The organism is Pseudoselenomonas ruminis, assembly GCF_008271295.1.
GTDB lineage: Bacteria > Bacillota > Negativicutes > Selenomonadales > Selenomonadaceae > Selenomonas_A > Selenomonas_A ruminis.
Map to the genome: position 1 here is coordinate 57,542 of NZ_VTOY01000002.1, position 16,576 is coordinate 74,117.

General features: G+C 50.3%; 16 protein-coding genes. 1 reads left to right on the forward strand and 15 read right to left on the reverse strand.

Annotated elements, in window-relative coordinates:
• Positions 1–14: 14 nt before the first annotated feature.
• The 11 genes from hemC to FZ040_RS03965 form a co-directional block, all read right to left on the reverse strand.
• A complete protein-coding gene (hemC, locus tag FZ040_RS03915) occupies positions 15–959 on the reverse strand; it encodes a hydroxymethylbilane synthase (RefSeq protein WP_149170815.1) in 945 nt (314 codons plus the stop codon).
• Positions 919–2,238: a glutamyl-tRNA reductase gene (gene hemA, locus FZ040_RS03920; protein ID WP_149170816.1), complete on the reverse strand. Its 1,320-nt coding sequence runs from the start codon at positions 2,236–2,238 to the stop codon at positions 919–921. Before hemA ends, hemC begins: the two co-directional genes overlap by 41 nt.
• Complete coding sequence (locus FZ040_RS03925) at positions 2,207–2,854, reverse strand: precorrin-2 dehydrogenase/sirohydrochlorin ferrochelatase family protein (RefSeq protein ID WP_149170817.1); 648 nt, start codon at positions 2,852–2,854, stop codon at positions 2,207–2,209. The genes hemA and FZ040_RS03925 overlap by 32 nt, the downstream gene beginning before the upstream one ends.
• Positions 2,855–3,054: 200 nt before the next feature.
• Complete coding sequence (locus FZ040_RS03930) at positions 3,055–3,726, reverse strand: response regulator (protein ID WP_033169982.1); 672 nt, start codon at positions 3,724–3,726, stop codon at positions 3,055–3,057.
• 15 nt (positions 3,727–3,741) lie between these two features.
• Positions 3,742–5,109, reverse strand: a complete 1,368-nt coding sequence (locus FZ040_RS03935; RefSeq protein WP_149170818.1) for a secretin N-terminal domain-containing protein — start codon at positions 5,107–5,109, stop codon at positions 3,742–3,744.
• Positions 5,110–5,124: 15 nt separating this feature from the next.
• Positions 5,125–5,685, reverse strand: a complete 561-nt coding sequence (locus FZ040_RS03940) for a hypothetical protein (RefSeq protein WP_149170819.1) — start codon at positions 5,683–5,685, stop codon at positions 5,125–5,127.
• A 159-nt stretch (positions 5,686–5,844) separates the two neighbouring features.
• Positions 5,845–7,305, reverse strand: coding sequence for a glucose-6-phosphate isomerase (locus FZ040_RS03945; RefSeq protein ID WP_149170820.1), 1,461 nt, complete (start codon positions 7,303–7,305; stop codon positions 5,845–5,847).
• A gap of 150 nt (positions 7,306–7,455) precedes the next feature.
• Positions 7,456–8,028 (reverse strand): phosphohexomutase domain-containing protein, encoded by a 573-nt coding sequence (locus FZ040_RS03950; RefSeq protein ID WP_149170821.1) that lies wholly within the window; start codon positions 8,026–8,028, stop codon positions 7,456–7,458.
• A gap of 22 nt (positions 8,029–8,050) precedes the next feature.
• Complete coding sequence (locus tag FZ040_RS03955; RefSeq protein ID WP_149170822.1) at positions 8,051–9,733, reverse strand: phospho-sugar mutase; 1,683 nt, start codon at positions 9,731–9,733, stop codon at positions 8,051–8,053.
• A gap of 120 nt (positions 9,734–9,853) precedes the next feature.
• A complete protein-coding gene (locus tag FZ040_RS03960; protein WP_149170823.1) occupies positions 9,854–11,200 on the reverse strand; it encodes an MATE family efflux transporter in 1,347 nt (448 codons plus the stop codon).
• Positions 11,197–11,955: a YdcF family protein gene (locus FZ040_RS03965; protein WP_149170824.1), complete on the reverse strand. Its 759-nt coding sequence runs from the start codon at positions 11,953–11,955 to the stop codon at positions 11,197–11,199. The genes FZ040_RS03960 and FZ040_RS03965 overlap by 4 nt, the downstream gene beginning before the upstream one ends.
• Before the next feature lie 145 nt (positions 11,956–12,100).
• On the opposite strand from FZ040_RS03965, the gene FZ040_RS03970 reads away from it, so the two are divergent.
• Positions 12,101–12,445 carry a cupin domain-containing protein gene (locus tag FZ040_RS03970; RefSeq protein ID WP_149170825.1) on the forward strand — a complete coding sequence of 115 codons (345 nt, stop codon included), beginning with the start codon at positions 12,101–12,103 and terminating at the stop codon, positions 12,443–12,445.
• Positions 12,446–12,497: 52 nt separating this feature from the next.
• Here FZ040_RS03970 and ilvN read toward each other — a convergent pair whose 3' ends face one another.
• From ilvN to yqeB, 4 genes are all read right to left on the reverse strand, one after another.
• Complete coding sequence (gene ilvN, locus FZ040_RS03975; protein WP_074513944.1) at positions 12,498–12,998, reverse strand: acetolactate synthase small subunit; 501 nt, start codon at positions 12,996–12,998, stop codon at positions 12,498–12,500.
• Positions 12,998–14,689 carry a biosynthetic-type acetolactate synthase large subunit gene (gene ilvB / locus FZ040_RS03980; RefSeq protein WP_149171067.1) on the reverse strand — a complete coding sequence of 564 codons (1,692 nt, stop codon included), beginning with the start codon at positions 14,687–14,689 and terminating at the stop codon, positions 12,998–13,000. The genes ilvN and ilvB overlap by 1 nt, the downstream gene beginning before the upstream one ends.
• A gap of 123 nt (positions 14,690–14,812) precedes the next feature.
• On the reverse strand, positions 14,813–15,481 hold the full coding sequence (locus tag FZ040_RS03985; protein WP_255448742.1) for a ComF family protein: 669 nt from the start codon (positions 15,479–15,481) through the stop codon (positions 14,813–14,815).
• A complete protein-coding gene (yqeB, locus tag FZ040_RS03990; RefSeq protein WP_149170826.1) occupies positions 15,474–16,316 on the reverse strand; it encodes a selenium-dependent molybdenum cofactor biosynthesis protein YqeB in 843 nt (280 codons plus the stop codon). Before yqeB ends, FZ040_RS03985 begins: the two co-directional genes overlap by 8 nt.
• Positions 16,317–16,576: the final 260 nt, after the last annotated feature.

Sequence of the window (16,576 nt, forward strand, 5' to 3'; positions counted from 1 at the left end):
CCCTTGTTCCTGTTTTATTTGCGATTGAGCAGCAGCCCAAGTTCATGCATGATTTCGATTCCGCCCTTGCCGAGCAGTATATCGGCCAATTTGCGGCCAAGTTTCTCAGCATCGGCAGCCTGCCCGGAAATCTTATCGCGGTAGAGCCTGCTGCCATCGAGCGAGGCAATGACAGCCTCAACCTGCAGCTGGCCCGCGCCTGCCGGCGTAGCATAAACGCCAACGGGCACCTGGCAGCCGCCTTCGACGCGGCCGAGGAAAGCCCGTTCAGCCGTCGCACACTGCACGGTCTCTTCATCATTGAGGAAATCAATAAGCGCGCGTATCTCTTCATCGTCAGCACGCGTCTCGATGGCCAGCGCCCCCTGCCCAACAGCCGGCAGCACAGTGCTCTTCGGCAGTACATCCGTGATGCGCTCGCCAAAGCCCAGGCGTTTGAGACCCGCCACCGCCAGGATGATGGCATCGAAATTCTCATCTTCAAGTTTCTGCAAGCGCGTGTTGACATTGCCGCGCAAATCGCAGATATTGAGGTCCGGACGCACCTGCAAGAGCTGCGCTTTGCGGCGCAGGCTCGAGGTGCCGACCTTTGCTCCCGGTGGCAAATCCGCAAATTTTTGATACTTGGGGCTGACCACGGCATCGCCAGGGTCAAACCGCTTGGTAATCGCGGAAATCACCAAGCCTTCCGGAACTTCCGTCGGCATATCTTTAAGGCTGTGCACAGCCAGGTCAATGCCGCCTGCCAGCATATCTGTCTCGAGTTCTTTCGTAAAAAGGCCCTTGCCGCCAATCTTAGCCAATGGCGCATCGAGAATCTTATCGCCCTTGGTCGTCATGAGCTTCAATTCAACCGTAAGCTCCGGATATTTCTCCTCCAAACGGCCCTTGACGTATTCCGCCTGCCAAAGCGCGAGCTTACTGCTCCGCGTACCGATAATGATGGTGTCTTTCTTCACGGGTAGCTGTCTCTCCTATCGTATCAAGTTTGAATAACGAGCGCATGGCATCGATGTAGAACTCTTCCTGCGGTGTTCCCGCCGAGGCATTGAGTTTCATCATCGGCATGCGCAGGATTTTCCGGACAATCATGCGCGTCATATGCTCAATCTGGCGCTGCTCCTCCTTCGTGAGGTCTGGCAGCTTGGAGCTCGCACGCTTGATTTCCCGCTGGCGGATGCGCTCGCAGCGCTCCGAGAGCAGTGCCATCAGCGGGCGGAACGAAAGATACTGGAACTTGTCCTCAATCGAGAGGACCTCTTCCTCGACAATATCCTTCGCCTGCTCTGCTTCTTCACGGCGTTCCTGGATGTGCTCATCGACAACTTCTTCGAGTGCATCGATGTTGTAGAGGCTGACATTCTTGATTTCCCCCACTTCGGGGTCAACATCGCGCGGTACAGCAATGTCGATGAGGAACAACTGCCGCCCCTTGCGTTTCGTCATGAGCTGCCGCGTTTCCCAAGGCTTGATGACATAATGCGGTGCCCCCGTAGAGGTCACAATGACATCGACATCCACGGCCTTCTTCATCGCTTCATCAAAGGGAATCGCTTCACCGCCGAAGCGTTCTGCCAGCTGTTCAGCTCTTTCCAAATGACGATTCGTCACGTAAATTTTCTTGATGCCATGCGAAACCAAATGCTGCGCAGTGAGCTCTGCCATCTTGCCCGCGCCAAAAATGAGGGCATTGGACGCCGTAAGCTCGCCTAAGACATCACGCGCCAGCTCCACAGCCGCATAACTTATCGAAACCGAATTATACTGGATGCGGGTTTCCGTCCGCACGCGCTTGCCACAGGCAATCGCCCGATGGAAAAGCGTATTGAGGATGGTACTGGTCGTACCAGCTTCCCGCCCCAACGCATAAGCAGCCTTCACCTGGGAAAGGATTTGCCCTTCTCCGAGCACCAAGGAATCAAGACTGGATGCTACCTTAAAAAGATGCCGGATACATTCCTCATTCTCGTAATGGTAGAGATACTCGTCGATATCCTCCTCATTTCCCGTAAGGTCAAAGAGGAACTGCCTGAGCGTCGGCAAATCTTCCCGAAGGTCGTCCACTACCGCATACATCTCACTGCGGTTGCACGTAGATAAAATCACGGCCTCGGAAAGGCCTTCGTATTCGTTGAGATTGGCTAAACCATCACGTATCGCTTGTTTCGGTATCGCGAAGCGCTCCCGCACATCAACAGGAGCGGTCTTATGATTCAGCCCCAGCATCAATAATTCCATTACGTATCTCTTCCTCCGCCCGGTCCAGCTGACCAGCTCTCACTAAATCTATCACACTCTGATTCAAGGCATTGCGCCAGCGGCGCTGATGCTCTTCACTGCCTCCCGGCAGCTTCTTTATTTCATCACGCAAAACCCGAAGCCGCGGCAAAAACTCCGCAAAACTTGGGGGATATTCCTGCTCCAGCCGTTTCCGCAAGAGCCGGGAAAAAGCAGGACTGTCACCACCAGTAGCCACCGTCAGCAGCAAGTCTCCCCGCACAATGCGCGAGGGAACCTGAAAATCCGTCAGCTCCGGCTGCGCCGCCGCATTGACTAAGGCCCCTATTTCTTTCGCCTCCCGCGCAGCCTCCCGATTCGCATTTTCCGAATCAGCTGCACAGAAAACGAGCAGCGGCTGATATGGTGCCAGCATGCCATACGCATAAACTCCTGCCTGCCAACGCAATTGATGTTCCCCCACCAACTGCTGCAGCGTATCCGTGACAACCGGTGCGATAACCGTCACGCAAGCTCCGGCGGCGATGAGCCCCTTTACTTTCCGCTCCGCTACCCGGCCACCGCCTATCACCACACACGATTTCCCGGACAGGTCCAGATTCAATGGATAAAGCATTTGCTCACCCTGCTTTCCTGAATGAATATCATTTACGAATTAGATTCATTTTTCAAACTGCTTCTACTATTATACCGCTGATTGGAAGATTTTTCTACACGCAAAATCTCACATCATAAAAGGCCACCGACTCATCAGTGAGTCCGCGGCCTTTTAGTAAAACCGGGCTGTCCATTCACAGTCCCACGCCTGTATTATCCTTAATCCAGCGATATGATTTTATTCTTCAATACATAAACCAGCGCCTGGGTACGGTCATTGACCTTGAGCTTATGAAAAATACTGGTCAAATGATTTTTGACGGTTTTTTCACTAAGCCCTAAAGCCTTACCAATATCTTGATTGGAAAAGCCCTTGGCAATGCACTCAAGCACATCCATCTCACGAGCCGTCAGGCGCTCGCCGCGGCTCTCATCCAGCATTTCCCTGGCCTTGGTTTCTACATCGTCCGAAATCGACAAGCTGCCAAACAGGCGCTCAGCCAGCTTCGGGTATACAAAGGCATTGCCCTCATTTACCACATGGATAGCCTTGACCAGAACCGCTGGCTCCACATCTTTCAGGAGATACCCCAGCGCACCATTCTTCAAAAGTTCCAGTACATAATTATCACTGTCGTGAATCGTCAGGGCGACAATTTTGGTTGGACATTCTGCCTGTTTCAGCTGCCGGGCTACTTCCAAGCCGCTGAGCCCTGGCATGTTGAGGTCTAACAGCAATACATCCGGCTGAAGCATCAACGTACGTGCCAGCGTTTCCTGTCCGTCCTCGGCTTCACCGATGACCTCAAGATCATCTTCAAAGTTCAGCACACGCTTGATACCCTGTCGCAGCAAGGCATGATCGTCTGCAATCAAAATCTTAATCGCCATATCTGTTCTCCTTTTCTAGTCGCATTGGCCTGTATCTTTCGTACTGCCGGAATCCTTTAGTATATGTGCAGTCAGGAAAATCATGATTTCTGACTCTGAATGATTCCTCTTGTAATTGCGGAAAAAGCTCCCCAAAATGGGAACATCCCCAATAAACGGCACTTTGCTCATCGTCCGTGATTCGTCGCTGCCAATCAAGCCACCGATTACCATGGTCTCCCCATCACTAAGGCGAACCGTGGTATCTGCGCTCCGTTTCTGAAACCGGTACGCCTTGATATCATTGACATAGAGCGGTGAACTCACTTCGGTATGAACCTCAGCCGTTATCTTTCCGCCAGTATTAACTCTCGGAATACAGCGCAAAATAATGCCAGTCTGCCGGTACGTCATCGTCGTCGTTGTCGATAACTCTGTGACAGACTGTGTCGGTACTGGAACCTCCCCACCGATATTGATTACAGCTTCATGCCCCTGTAACGTAGTAATATTCGGCTTTGCCAGCATTTTCGCTTTGCCATCCGCAATCATTGCATTGAGTTTTGCCCCGAAATAAAATTCAAAAGGAATGCCTTCGGGGCCGCGCCCGAAGCGGATTATACCAGGCATCTGCTCACTGCCGTTAAAGCGGCGGCGGATTTCCGTATCGGTATAATACCCATCCTTTCCATCTTTATAGCGAGACTTATGGTATTCCGGATACTGCGGCAGTGTTGACCATTGCCACTCCACTCCCAAATCCTTTGACGCACTGCGCGAAAGTGCAATTACTTTTGCTTCCAATGATACCTGTTCTGTTGGAACATCTAATTTGCGCAAAACAGCCTCAACTTCCTGAGCCTCTAAAGCTGTTCCATAAAAAATAACTGAACCGGATGCCTCATCCACGAGAGCTCTGTTTGCAGTCCGTCCAACAGTCTTTTTGGCATTTGCCTCATTCTTCGTATCATTATAATTCTTATTCAACACAGAATCAAATTTTCCTTCATTTAACAGGGATAAATTTACCGCATTGGCCAAATCATGGGGATTAGCGTATTTGACTTTATACGTGTGAATGTGCGACAAACTCCCCGTCCGGCCCGCAACTGTCACAATATAGTCATCACCATCCTGATACAGTATGAGGCCCTTGGCAGAAGCTACCAGCTGCATCACGCGTTCGGGTTCTTCAGTCATATCAAGCGTCACCGTCCCCTTGACTTCATCATCCAACACCAGATTGAAATGGCCGATTTTTGCAGCTGATAACAATACCGACCGCACATCACCATTGACCACCTGAACCCGCATTGGAGAAGCTGCCAGCCTGCCCAGCGGCAGCAGCAAAAAAAACACTGCGGTACCAATAACCCCAGCTTTCCCTTTCTGCCATTTATTCATCGCAATCCCCTTTTCTCAATACGACCGGAGGTATAAATATTTATCCTGCCAGTCCTTGCGCAGGATAACCATGCCCTCTTCCATGTGAATCAGCATCCAATCCCGAAAGGTTTCGCCCAGCGACAAGACCGCTGTCTGACTGCCCAATCGCAGCAAGGCCACTTTCCCATCACGGCCCTGCATAATTCCACAAAGTTCCAGTTCCTCAGAACGTTCTGGCTTGCCAGGCACTTTGGGAAGCGCCTGCCTTTCCGGCAATTCCGGCAATGGCAGCCTCTGGCTTGCTTCCATTTTTTCTGGTGTCAGTTTTTTCTCCCTTGGCACTGCCGCCGCCTGGCTGTCCTCAGCCGCTGTTTCATGAAGCGCCGTAAACGGATTGCGGATATCCTCCTCTGCCACCTGGATATCGGCACCTCGTATTCCCCGCCGCCCCAGCATCTCCGGCGGTGCGTTTTGTTCCTGTGTTCCCCTATCAACACGCGTTTCCTCATTGCCCGCATACAACACACTCACACTGCCAAGCAATACCACCACAAACAGAGCTGCCCATTTCCGCCTGTCACTTTGTACATTCATAAACAACTTTCCTCCTGTTTGTCTCTCCTCGCCAGTCATTTTTGTTATTATTATATTTGTATTCTTCTCGTTTGTATAGTATTTATTAGGATTTTATAAAAAAATAATAAAAAAAGAACCTCCTCATACGAGGAAGTTCTTCGGAATCCCTAGCGGGAATTATTTCTGGTTCATAGCCTTACGCTCTGCAAGTTTCGGTCCCATGATGCGCTTATAGGACTCAACACCCGGCTGGTCAAATGCATCGACATCAGCCAGCTCGCCTTCGTAAGCAACCGACATAGCGAGCATATAGAGGAGTTCGCCGAGATGGTAAGCATCGAGTTTCGGCAGCGTGAAGCAGGCGTTATAACGCTTATTGGAAGCCAGTGCATCAGCATTCGACTGACGAGCAACCTCCAGAGCCTGTCCCATCGTTACGCCAGAGATATCAGCCAGTTTCTGGGCTTCTGGGAACACGTTCGGAATTTCCAAGTCATTTTCCCAATTTTCCAGACGGATGAACTGAACGATTTTATCCAGTTTACCCTGCTGATGCTGCTGCGTCTGGGAATGCATGTCCGTCGTACCAACAGCAACGAGCGGCGTACGGCCATAGCATACTTCTTTGCCTTCTTTGTTGTACTGTTTGCCGAGGGATTCAGCCAGCAGCTGGATATACCACTCCGAAACAGATTTAAGATAATCGCCATACGGCATCATGACTTCGATATCACGGCCATGTTTCTCCGATGCTGCAAATTTCAGTGCAGCATTGAGCATTGCCGGGTTCTGCCACAAATCATCGTTCTGGCAAGCCTTATCCATGTCTTTAGCACCATCGAGGAATGCCTGGATGTCAAAGCCGATGCAGGCAGCCAGCGTCAGACCAACTTCACAGAAAATCGAGAAGCGTCCGCCAACGCCGTCCGGAACAGCATACTGCGGCCAGCCTTTTTCGATAGCCAGCTTCTTCAAGAGCGTCTGTTTTTCCATGTTCGGGTCCGTAACTGCTACGACCTCAACATCGACGTTGTCGAATTTCTGCAGCGCATCATAAATGACCATAAAGTTGGACATCGTATCGAGCGTGCCGCCAGATTTGGAGATAACCAGGAGCAGAACCTTCAAGTTGCGTTTTTCATGGCTCTTGGTGATTGCAGCAGAATTTTTCAGATAATGGATGATATCCCCCGTACGGCGCGGGTCGATGTTCTGGCCGCTGAAGACGACTTTCGGGAAGCCATTGCGTTCTTCCTTCGACATAGCATTCCAGAACTCACCGCAATGAACATCAAAGAGAACTTTGTCGCCGAGATACGAGCCGCCGATACCAAGCGAAACCACAACGTCAACATTATCTTTTACATGATCCGTAAGTTCCTGCAAATGTTTCAGGGAGCTCGGGCTGTTCAGATGACCTTCCTCAACATACGGCAGCTGGCTGAAAAGGACTTTCTCCGGCTCGCCATCTTTGGAAAGATGCGCACGGATGAAGCCCTTCTCGCGCATTACCTTCATAGCTTCATGAGCTTTTTTCAAATCTTCTTCATAAAATTTCAGATCTGCATCCGTAACTTTGCCTTCACCATACAGGTTGTCATAATCAAACGTAAAACCTGATTTCAGTTTCAAACTCATTCTCGTCAACACTCCTCTGTAATCCACATCCCCGCTGCGTGCCATCGCAGTAAAAAAAGGATGCTGCCATAAAAAACCACATATCGTATAATACGTGATTATTATAGCATGCATCCTTTTTACTGTGAAGGAATTTTTAGCGTTTCATCGTTATTTGGAAAGTTGTTTCAAACTTTCCACTAGTTTTTCGAAGCAGAACGAACGGTCCGGCAAAAGCTCTGACACCGTCCGGCAGTCGGACTTAGCGAGCAGTGCCAACACCAGAATCCAAACCAGCATACCGCGCGTTTTGCATTCCCCTTCAATCACTTCTCCCTTTTCATCAAAGAGACAGCAGCGGCCAAAATCCAAATCCCAAAGCACGCCCATATCGGCCTCCTGCTCACGAACAGCCGCGGCGGTATAGTCGCGCATAGCCTGGTCGTTGGAATCCGGAACGCCATTTGGGAAACTGCGGTCAAAAACATTGTGAACCTTCACGATGTCAAAGGGGAGTTTCTTTTCCAGTGCATTGATGACCGGTCCTGCTGTCGCATTGACCGTATTGGCAACCACCTTATAGGGTTTGAGCTGGCGAAGGTCGATAGCCGAAAGCAGCTGCTCCACATAATTTTCCATGACATCTGCTTTCAATGACTTTTCCGGATTTCCTCCAGCCGGATCAAAATCACTTTCCATGATTAACTGCTCAACTTCCCGCAGATTGTTGTCCATAATATTCATCCAATACACCTCTGATTATTTTTTATGCCAGCAACGGCTTTACAGCCTCTGCCAATGCTTCTTTTACTGCTTTTGCTTCTGCCAGGTCCTTGCCCAGGGTAGTGAAATAAGTCTTGATTTTCGGTTCCGTGCCAGAGGGACGAACCACTACAGTGGAACCATCATCCAATTTGTAAGTCAAGACATTTGCCTTGGGAAGTCCCGTCTTAGCCGGTTCACTGTAATCAATGAGCTCGGCTACCTTACGGCTGCCGAAGGACTGCGGCGGATTCTTGCGCAGTTCAGCCATGATGCCCTTCATCTTATCCATGCCCGAAAGTCCTGGGAACGAGAAGGAATCAACGGCATTATAGTAACGGCCATACTGCTGATAGATTTCTTCCAGACGCTGTTTGATGGAGGAACCGATAGAACGGTAATAAGCGGCCATCTCACAAATCAGCATCGACGAAACTACCGCATCCTTATCCCGGACATACGGGCCAGCCAGATAACCATAGCTTTCTTCGAAACCAAAGATAAAACGCTCGGTTTCGCCCTTTGCCTCAAGGCCTGCAATCTGGTCGCCAATCCACTTAAAGCCCGTGAGTACGTGGCGCAGGTCAACACCGTAATGCTCGGCTACCTTATCGGCCAGCGGCGTCGATACAATCGACATAACCGCAACTGGATTCTTTGGCATCGTTCCCTTTTCGATGCGTCCCTGGCAGATATAATCGAGCAGCAGGACACCCATTTCATTGCCCGATACCAGCTCATAAGAACCATCGGCGCACTTCATGGCAATGCCAACGCGGTCCGCATCAGGATCCGTAGCCAGCATCAAGTCTGCCTGCTCTTCTTTGGCAAGAGTCAAGCCCTTCTCCAGCGCTTCAAAAATTTCCGGATTCGGATAACTGCAAGTCGTGAAATAGCCATTCGGATATTCCTGCTCCGGAACAATCGTGATATCCGTGATGCCGATATCCTTGAGCACACGGGTTACCGGCACCAGTCCGGTACCATTGAGCGGGGAATAAACGAGTTTAAGGCCGGCAGTTTTTGCCAGTCCCGGACGAACCTGGCAGCCTTCAATAGCTTCATAAAAAGCCTTTTTGCAGTCATCGTCAACAAACTGAATCAGTCCCTTGGCAACGCCCTCGGCAAAGCTGATGTATTTCGCCCCCGTGAGCACGTCGGTTTTCTGGATTGACTCATAAACGACAGCTGCCGCATCGTCAGTCATCTGGCAGCCATCCGGACCATAGGCTTTATAGCCATTGTACTTAGCCGGATTATGCGATGCCGTGACCATGATGCCGGCATTGCATTTATAGTAGCGGGTAGCAAAGCTCAGTGCGGGAACCGGCATGAGTTCATCATAAATGCGGACATTTATGCCATTAGCCGCCAGAACACCAGCAGCCTCCCGTGCAAAGTTCCAGCCCTTGAGACGGCTGTCATAACTGATGGCAACCGTCTGCGTGCCTGCCTGCGTCTTGACCCAATCAGCCACGCCCTGAGTAGCCTGACGAACGACCCAAATGTTCATACGGTTCGTGCCCGCGCCCAATACACCGCGCAAACCAGCCGTACCGAATTCCAAGGCAACTGCAAAGCGATCTTTGATGGCTTCCTCGTCATCTTTGATATCGTTTAACTCTTTATTGAGGTCGAAATCTAAAAGATCGGCAGCAGCCCAACGTTTGTACTCATCTTGATACATAGATAATCCATCCCTTTCATGAATCAGTAGTTCATTGACTTGTTGAGTCATCATCACCCACTATGAATATATTTCCTCTAGATAACTTCGACAATTGTCTCTGAAATCCTTCCCACCATTTTAATCCATCAGATTATATTTGCGCTTAAAGCTCCGCACGGTCCAAAAGAAGGCAATAGCCAGCGGAACGCAGGAACCAATCCACGCCATGGGATTCGCCAGGCACGCTCCCAGATATCCCAGAGAAGCACATAAGAAAATTGCCGCCGCTGTGCGCATGATAAGCTCCATGATACCAGCAATAGTCGGCACAACGCTCTGTCCCAATCCCTGCAGGGTATAGCGGAAAATAAAGAGCAGTGCCAGGATCCAATAGCAGGAACCATTTACCAGCAGATACTGCTGGCCGTAAGCAATAACCTGCTGCTGTCCCTCACCAACAAAGAGATACATGATATCCGCGCCAAAGATAATCAGCATAACGCCCGCAACAATGCTGAAGGCAACCGACATATAGCAGCATTTCCGCACGCCATCAGCAATGCGCGCATACTTCTGTGCGCCGTAATTCTGCGCCGTATAAGCTGCCATCGCCAGACCGAATGACATCATCGGCATCATGGCCACCGAATCAACTTTCTGGGAAGCGGCATACGCTGCCACCGCCGTCGGTCCCAGATTGTTCAGTGCGACCTGCAGGATAATGGCACCAATGGCAATAATCGAAGACTGAAATCCCATCGGAAGACCAATCTTCAAGTGTTCCATCAATACCTCCCGTGACACATGCCAGTCCTCCCGTTTGGTATGCAGGGCCGGCACCCGGCGGCGGATATAGATATAACAACCGATATTTCCCATGAACTGTGCCACAACCGTAGCAATTGCCGCCCCCGGAATGCCCCATTTCAGCACGAGCAATGCCACCGGCTCCAAAATAATATTCAGGAGCAGCGTCAGTGCCAAAATGACCGTCGGCATCCTGCTGTCGCCCAACGCGCGGAGGATATTCGTCTGCATCTGCAGGAAAACGAACATGATAATACCGCCGTAGACAATGCTGATAAAAGACACCGCGCCATCCATGATTTCCGGCGGCGTCTGCATCCAGACCAAAAACAGCGGGCATAACGCCACGCCTACCACCGTGAGGAAGAACGAGGCCACCAGCGACAAAATCGTACAGGCGGCCGCGCTCTGGCGCACGCCTTTTTCATCTTTTGCCCCGTACCGCTGTCCGGTGTAAATCGTTATTCCTGTCGAAAAACCAATGACAAAGCCAAGCATCAAAAACATCAGGCTTCCCGTACAACCTACGGCAGCCAACGCTTCGACCCCCAAGAAACGTCCTACGAGCAGCGTATCAACAAACGCATACAACTGCTGAAAGATGTTGCCGGCAATAAGCGGCAGCGTGAAAAACAGGATAAGCTTCGCCGGCTCTCCTTCCGTTAAATTCTTTGTCATTCCAAATACCTCGATACAAAAGTCCGCAAAATCTCCTGCAGGACCAGCACATTATTCTGCAAAGCTCCTGCCTGCGGACGCAATTTGTTATAGTGAAACACGGGGTTGCGGGCTACCTGGTAATCTGCCGGATACGGCGTTACCGTCATACCCTGCTTTTCAAAATCAATTACCGACCGCTTCATGTGAAAAGCCGACGTAACCAAAATCGGTTCAGACAGCCCCTCTTCCTTCATGATTTTCGTTGAAAACTGTGCATTTTGCGTCGTGTTGATGCTCTTGTTTTCCACGAGAATCTTATCATCCGGCACGCCAAGTGACAGCAGAATGCGGCGGGAAATCTCCGCTTCGTTGCCCGTGTCACGATAAACTTCTCCGCCTGACAACAAGATGGGCACCCCCAGCTGCCGCTGGAGTCTCACCGCGGTCAGCATGCGGTTCGCCGGATACGAGCAGAGCGTCCCCATGCCATCTACATCCGGCACATCTTTTAACGCACCGCCGCCCAAAAGGACAATCACATCGCCTTGCGGATGTGCTGGCGGCTCATAGGCAGACTCTAGCCAACCCATAAACCGATCCGCCACCATACCCGTACATAGCAAATAAAAGACGACCGTTATGCCTGCCAGAATTTTCGCCGCCCGATGGTCACGATTCCGGCGCCAGATATAAACAGCCAGCCCAAAGCAAGCCAGGATGAAAATCCCCGGCGGCAGAATCCAACTCGCTCCAAATTTCAACAAGTATACCATGCAATCACCTCTGACTTGGACAAAAAGAAAAAGCGCAAATTCCTGCCAATTGGACGGAATCCCCGCATTTATTTCTAAACGAATTAGTTGTATAATATCATTGTAGCAAATAAACTTCAAAAAGAAAAGAAGGAGAGTCTTTATTATGGCCTTTATCGAACCAAATCCAATCCAGGCAGCCAACAAAGCTGACGGTCAGGGAACCATCACCATCGTAAAGCTTCTGACCCCGGCTGAACTCGACGGCAAATGCGACATGTATGCCAAAGTCATCATCCCGCCACTCTGCTCTATCGGCGTTCATGAACACCACGGCAACACCGAGACCTACCACATTCTCCAGGGTACGGCGCTTTACAATGACAACGGCCAGGAAGTAACCATCGGGGCTGGTGCTACCACGTTCTGCCCGGACGGTGAGAAACACGGCATTGCCAACGCTTCCAAAACGGAAGACCTCGTCTTTATGGCATTGATAATCAAAAAATAATATACCAAAAGGTCAGTTGACTTACCGAGTCAACTGACCTTTTTTCATGCGCTTACATCCGCTTTACCGGTACTGGCCCACGCGACAAGGCGATAGCTCCCGTGCGGGCAATTTCCAAAATTTCATATTCGGAAAGCACTTCGATAATGCCGTCAATCTTACTCTGCGACCCCGTAAGTTCCACCACGACATCCTCAGGACCAACATCAACAATCTTCGCGCGGAAGATCTCCACGATGTTGATGATATCTGCACGGTTTTCACGGCCAGCCTTGACCTTTATCATAACCAGTTCCCGCTCGATGGATTCCACCTTGCTGAGATTGACAATCTTTATAACATCGATGAGTTTCGAAAGCTGCGTGACCACCTGGTCCAATTCATTTTCCGACTCCACCGACACTACGATATTGATGCGGGTAACCTCCGGCTCTTCCGTATAACCTGCCGAAATACTCTCGATATTGAACGCCCGGCGGCTGATAAGCCCGGAAACATGTGTCAAAACGCCCGGTTTATTGTCGACCAGGACGGCTAGTAAATATTTTTTCATCATTTTTTGCTACCTCCCAATACCATCTGGTCGAGACGTTTCCCGCCCGGCACCATCGGCAGGACATCTTCTTCCTCCGGAATCCATACGTCAAGGAGTGCAGGCCCCTTTTCAGCCAATATCGCGGGCAATACGGATTCCAATTCCTCCTTCTTGGTAAGGCGATAGCCCTTGATTCCCATCGCTTCTGCCAATTTGACAAAATCGGTTTTCCCCTTGAGTTCCGATTGCGAATAATGATGATTGTAGAAAAGTCGCTGCCACTGGCCTACCATACCCAAAATGCAGTTATGGACAATGACCACCTTTACATCGATATCGTTATCGGCAATCGTTGCAAACTCCTGACAATTCATCATGATGCTGCCATCACCAGTAAACAGGATTACGGAACTGTCCGGTTTGCCAATCTTGGCTCCCATGGCAGCCGGCAGGCCATACCCCATGGTTCCCTGTCCGCCAGAAGTCAGAAAGTGACGCGGCTTATACACATCGAAGAACTGTGCTGCCCACATCTGATGCTGGCCGACATCGGTAACGGCAATCGTGTTTTCATCGGAAAGCTCGCTGATTTTTTTAATCAATGCCCCCGGCTTGATTAAATCGCCTTCCTCCTGATAACTAAAGGGATGTTCCTGGCTCATCCGGATGACATGCTGAAGCCATTCCTCATGAGCAGCCGCAAAGTCCTTATCCGCAGCTTTCAGCTTATCCCGGAAGATTGGCAGGGACCAGCGCAAATCTCCGAGGACACGATAATCGGCCGCCACATTTTTATTGACTTCCGCTTCATCCAGCTCAAAATGAACAATCGTAGCCTTGGGCGCAAAGCCTGCCACCTTACCCGTAACGCGGTCACTGAACCGCATCCCGATGCAAAGCAGCAAATCGCATTCCTGAATCGCCATATTCGAAGCATACGAACCATGCATCCCCGCAAAGCCCAGAAAACCTTTGGCATCCGCAGGCACAACGCCTAACCCTAACAGCGTGCTCGTTACAGGCGCTCCCAATAGCGACGCAATCTCACGGACAAGATCGGCTGTACCAGAGCTTATAATGCCACCGCCCACAAACAGCAAAGGTCGCTCGGCTTTTTTCACCGCCTCTGCCACTGCATCGATTTCTTCTTCGCGGCCAGTATATTCGCCTGAATAGCCGCGCAGCTGAACAGAATCCGGATAATGATAATCGAATTTCGTATCAAAAACGTCTTTGGCTACATCGATGACGACCGGCCCCGGACGTCCCGTACGGGCAATAAAGAAAGCTTCCTTCAGCACGCGCGGCAATTCCTTAGCATCCTTGACCAAATAATTATGCTTGGTAATCGGCGTCGTGATGCCAAAGATATCTGCTTCCTGAAACGAGTCTTTTCCGATATAGGGATTGGCCACCTGTCCGGTGATGCATACGAGCGGCACTGAATCCGTACAAGCAGTAGCAATACCCGTAATGAGATTCGTGGCTCCCGGTCCCGATGTGGCAAACACCACGCCGACCTTTCCTGTAGCCCTGGCATAGCCATCGGCAGCATGAACAGCCCCCTGCTCGTGCCGCGTCAATACATGAGGAAATTTCATCTTGTACACGGCATCGTATAATGTCAGCACCGCACCACCAGGATAACCAAAAACGACGTCAACGCCTTCTTTTTTCAGGCTCTCCAACACAGCCTGCGCTCCATTCATCAACAATCGAAAGCCCCCTTCATCTATCTTTACCTTTACATAATTTCAAATTCTATTGTTATATTATACACTACTTGTATACATATTTACAACTTGAAAAAACATTTTAGGCAATTACACGAATCAAAGCTGGTCGCTTGCCAATACCAACGCGTATATCTTTTCCGCACCTGCCTGTTTCAACACCTTTGCACAAGTGTAAAGCGTTGCCCCGGTCGTTAGAATATCATCAACCAGCAGAATTGATTTTCCCCTGATTACACTACCCGGTTCTATCTGGAACGCATCCTTTAGATTATCCGCCCGCTCACGAGCCGTAAGCGGATACAACGGTTTAGTCTGCCGGACACGGCGAAGCATTTTTTCCATTGGCACCGAGTGATCGCACAGCCAATCCCCGAATATCAATTCTGCCTGATTAAACCCGCGTTTTCGCTGCCGTGTCTCGTGAAGGGGAACCGCCACAGCACAGCAGCTTTCGGATAGCAGTTTTTTCACTCCGGCTGACTGCTCCGCCGCCTGCAACAGCCGCGTAATATATGGCAGATTGCTGCGCTTGTTATGATATTTCAAACCGCGGATAAGATCCCGCGTTCCTCCCCGATAAACACTAAGCGCCCATGCACTGTCAATCACTGACTGCATGGGCGCTGTAATCGGCAGCCGATGTGGCTGACAGGCCAATTCGAGGCAGACTTTACACCAGTCGCCCCGATTTTCTACATATTTATGGCAAAACGGGCAATGCGGAGGAAATATAAAATTCATCAACGCCTCAAACCAATCACCCACGATGGAAAAATCTCCTTTTCGGACGTTTGCTGTCCCAAACCATAACGGCTTCCAGAACAGAACCTGCAATACAACGGGCCTTATCCGAAATCGTGAAACACTCTTCCTGGCCCATGGTCGGATGAATATCCCCAATCTTCTGCCCCTTGCGGACTGTCATTCCGGTATGTAATGCCCCCCGCAAAACGCCATCAATCGTGGCCTTGAGTTCAATGGTCTTGCCATCTTCGGTATGAAGATGCGCCACCGACTCACCGCGCTTGACCATCAGCGAAATGCTGCGAAGCATTTCCAAGCGGCCGTTTTCAGGCGCAAATAGCAAATGCTCCAAGTTATGTTCTACGCCAACCGTTGAATTTTTGATGTCGGGGTCCTTATACGAAAAGCCCTCGTAAATCAAACGGCCAAGATTATGACCGCGGCCAGTCTCTACCACCGCATCTACATCGCGGCCAGCACAAAAGCCCGGTCCCAATGCTATCGTATGCTCAGCCATATCGCGCTTCGTACCTTTATTCTCATGGGAAACAATCGCATCAACAAGCACCTGCGGTTTGAACTCACGAACGCATTTTGCCTCAGGGTCAACTAAAATCACCAGCTGCCCTTCCTTCAACCGCTTCTTCGCATCTTCCACATTCTTCGCACGATAGCAAGTAACGCGTTCAACCGTTGCCTCCCCACGATAGACAGCCTCCGAGAAGGCAACACGCCGGCGCGTTGCCGTAGGTTTTTCCTGCTCTAATACCAGCACGCGAAATCCTGTCCGATAAAGCGCATGGATTACGCCGCTGGCGAGTTCACCGCCACCCCGCACGATTATGAGATGTTTCATTACCATTGCTCCCTTTCAATCTTCTATGTATCCCTTATATTATAACGCTATCATTTAATTTTTGTCGACAGACAAAAGTCCAAAAGAACGCAATCCTCGGGGACAAATGTGTAAAAAAGTCATAAGAAGTATTGCAATCGTCTGAATTATATGTTAATATAAAAGCGTAAAGAAGAGATTGATAATCAAACCAGCACATAAGTAGTCCTGGAGGTCGAAAATGTACAAGGTGTTTATCAGCCGAAACAGGCTCTCTTCAA

Bases quoted from the DNA above. Each gene is read 5' to 3' on its own strand.
- hemA (WP_149170816.1), bottom strand. From the start codon at position 2,238: ATGGAATTATTGATGCTGGGGCTGAATCATAAGACCGCTCCTGTTGAT.
- FZ040_RS03925 (WP_149170817.1), bottom strand. From the start codon at position 2,854: ATGCTTTATCCATTGAATCTGGACCTGTCCGGGAAATCGTGTGTGGTG.
- FZ040_RS03930 (WP_033169982.1), bottom strand. From the start codon at position 3,726: ATGGCGATTAAGATTTTGATTGCAGACGATCATGCCTTGCTGCGACAG.
- FZ040_RS03935 (WP_149170818.1), bottom strand. From the start codon at position 5,109: ATGAATAAATGGCAGAAAGGGAAAGCTGGGGTTATTGGTACCGCAGTG.
- FZ040_RS03940 (WP_149170819.1), bottom strand. From the start codon at position 5,685: ATGAATGTACAAAGTGACAGGCGGAAATGGGCAGCTCTGTTTGTGGTG.
- FZ040_RS03945 (WP_149170820.1), bottom strand. From the start codon at position 7,305: ATGAGTTTGAAACTGAAATCAGGTTTTACGTTTGATTATGACAACCTG.
- FZ040_RS03950 (WP_149170821.1), bottom strand. From the start codon at position 8,028: ATGAATATTATGGACAACAATCTGCGGGAAGTTGAGCAGTTAATCATG.
- FZ040_RS03955 (WP_149170822.1), bottom strand. From the start codon at position 9,733: ATGTATCAAGATGAGTACAAACGTTGGGCTGCTGCCGATCTTTTAGAT.
- FZ040_RS03960 (WP_149170823.1), bottom strand. From the start codon at position 11,200: ATGACAAAGAATTTAACGGAAGGAGAGCCGGCGAAGCTTATCCTGTTT.
- FZ040_RS03965 (WP_149170824.1), bottom strand. From the start codon at position 11,955: ATGGTATACTTGTTGAAATTTGGAGCGAGTTGGATTCTGCCGCCGGGG.
- FZ040_RS03970 (WP_149170825.1), top strand. From the start codon at position 12,101: ATGGCCTTTATCGAACCAAATCCAATCCAGGCAGCCAACAAAGCTGAC.
- ilvN (WP_074513944.1), bottom strand. From the start codon at position 12,998: ATGAAAAAATATTTACTAGCCGTCCTGGTCGACAATAAACCGGGCGTT.
- ilvB (WP_149171067.1), bottom strand. From the start codon at position 14,689: ATGAATGGAGCGCAGGCTGTGTTGGAGAGCCTGAAAAAAGAAGGCGTT.
- yqeB (WP_149170826.1), bottom strand. From the start codon at position 16,316: ATGAAACATCTCATAATCGTGCGGGGTGGCGGTGAACTCGCCAGCGGC.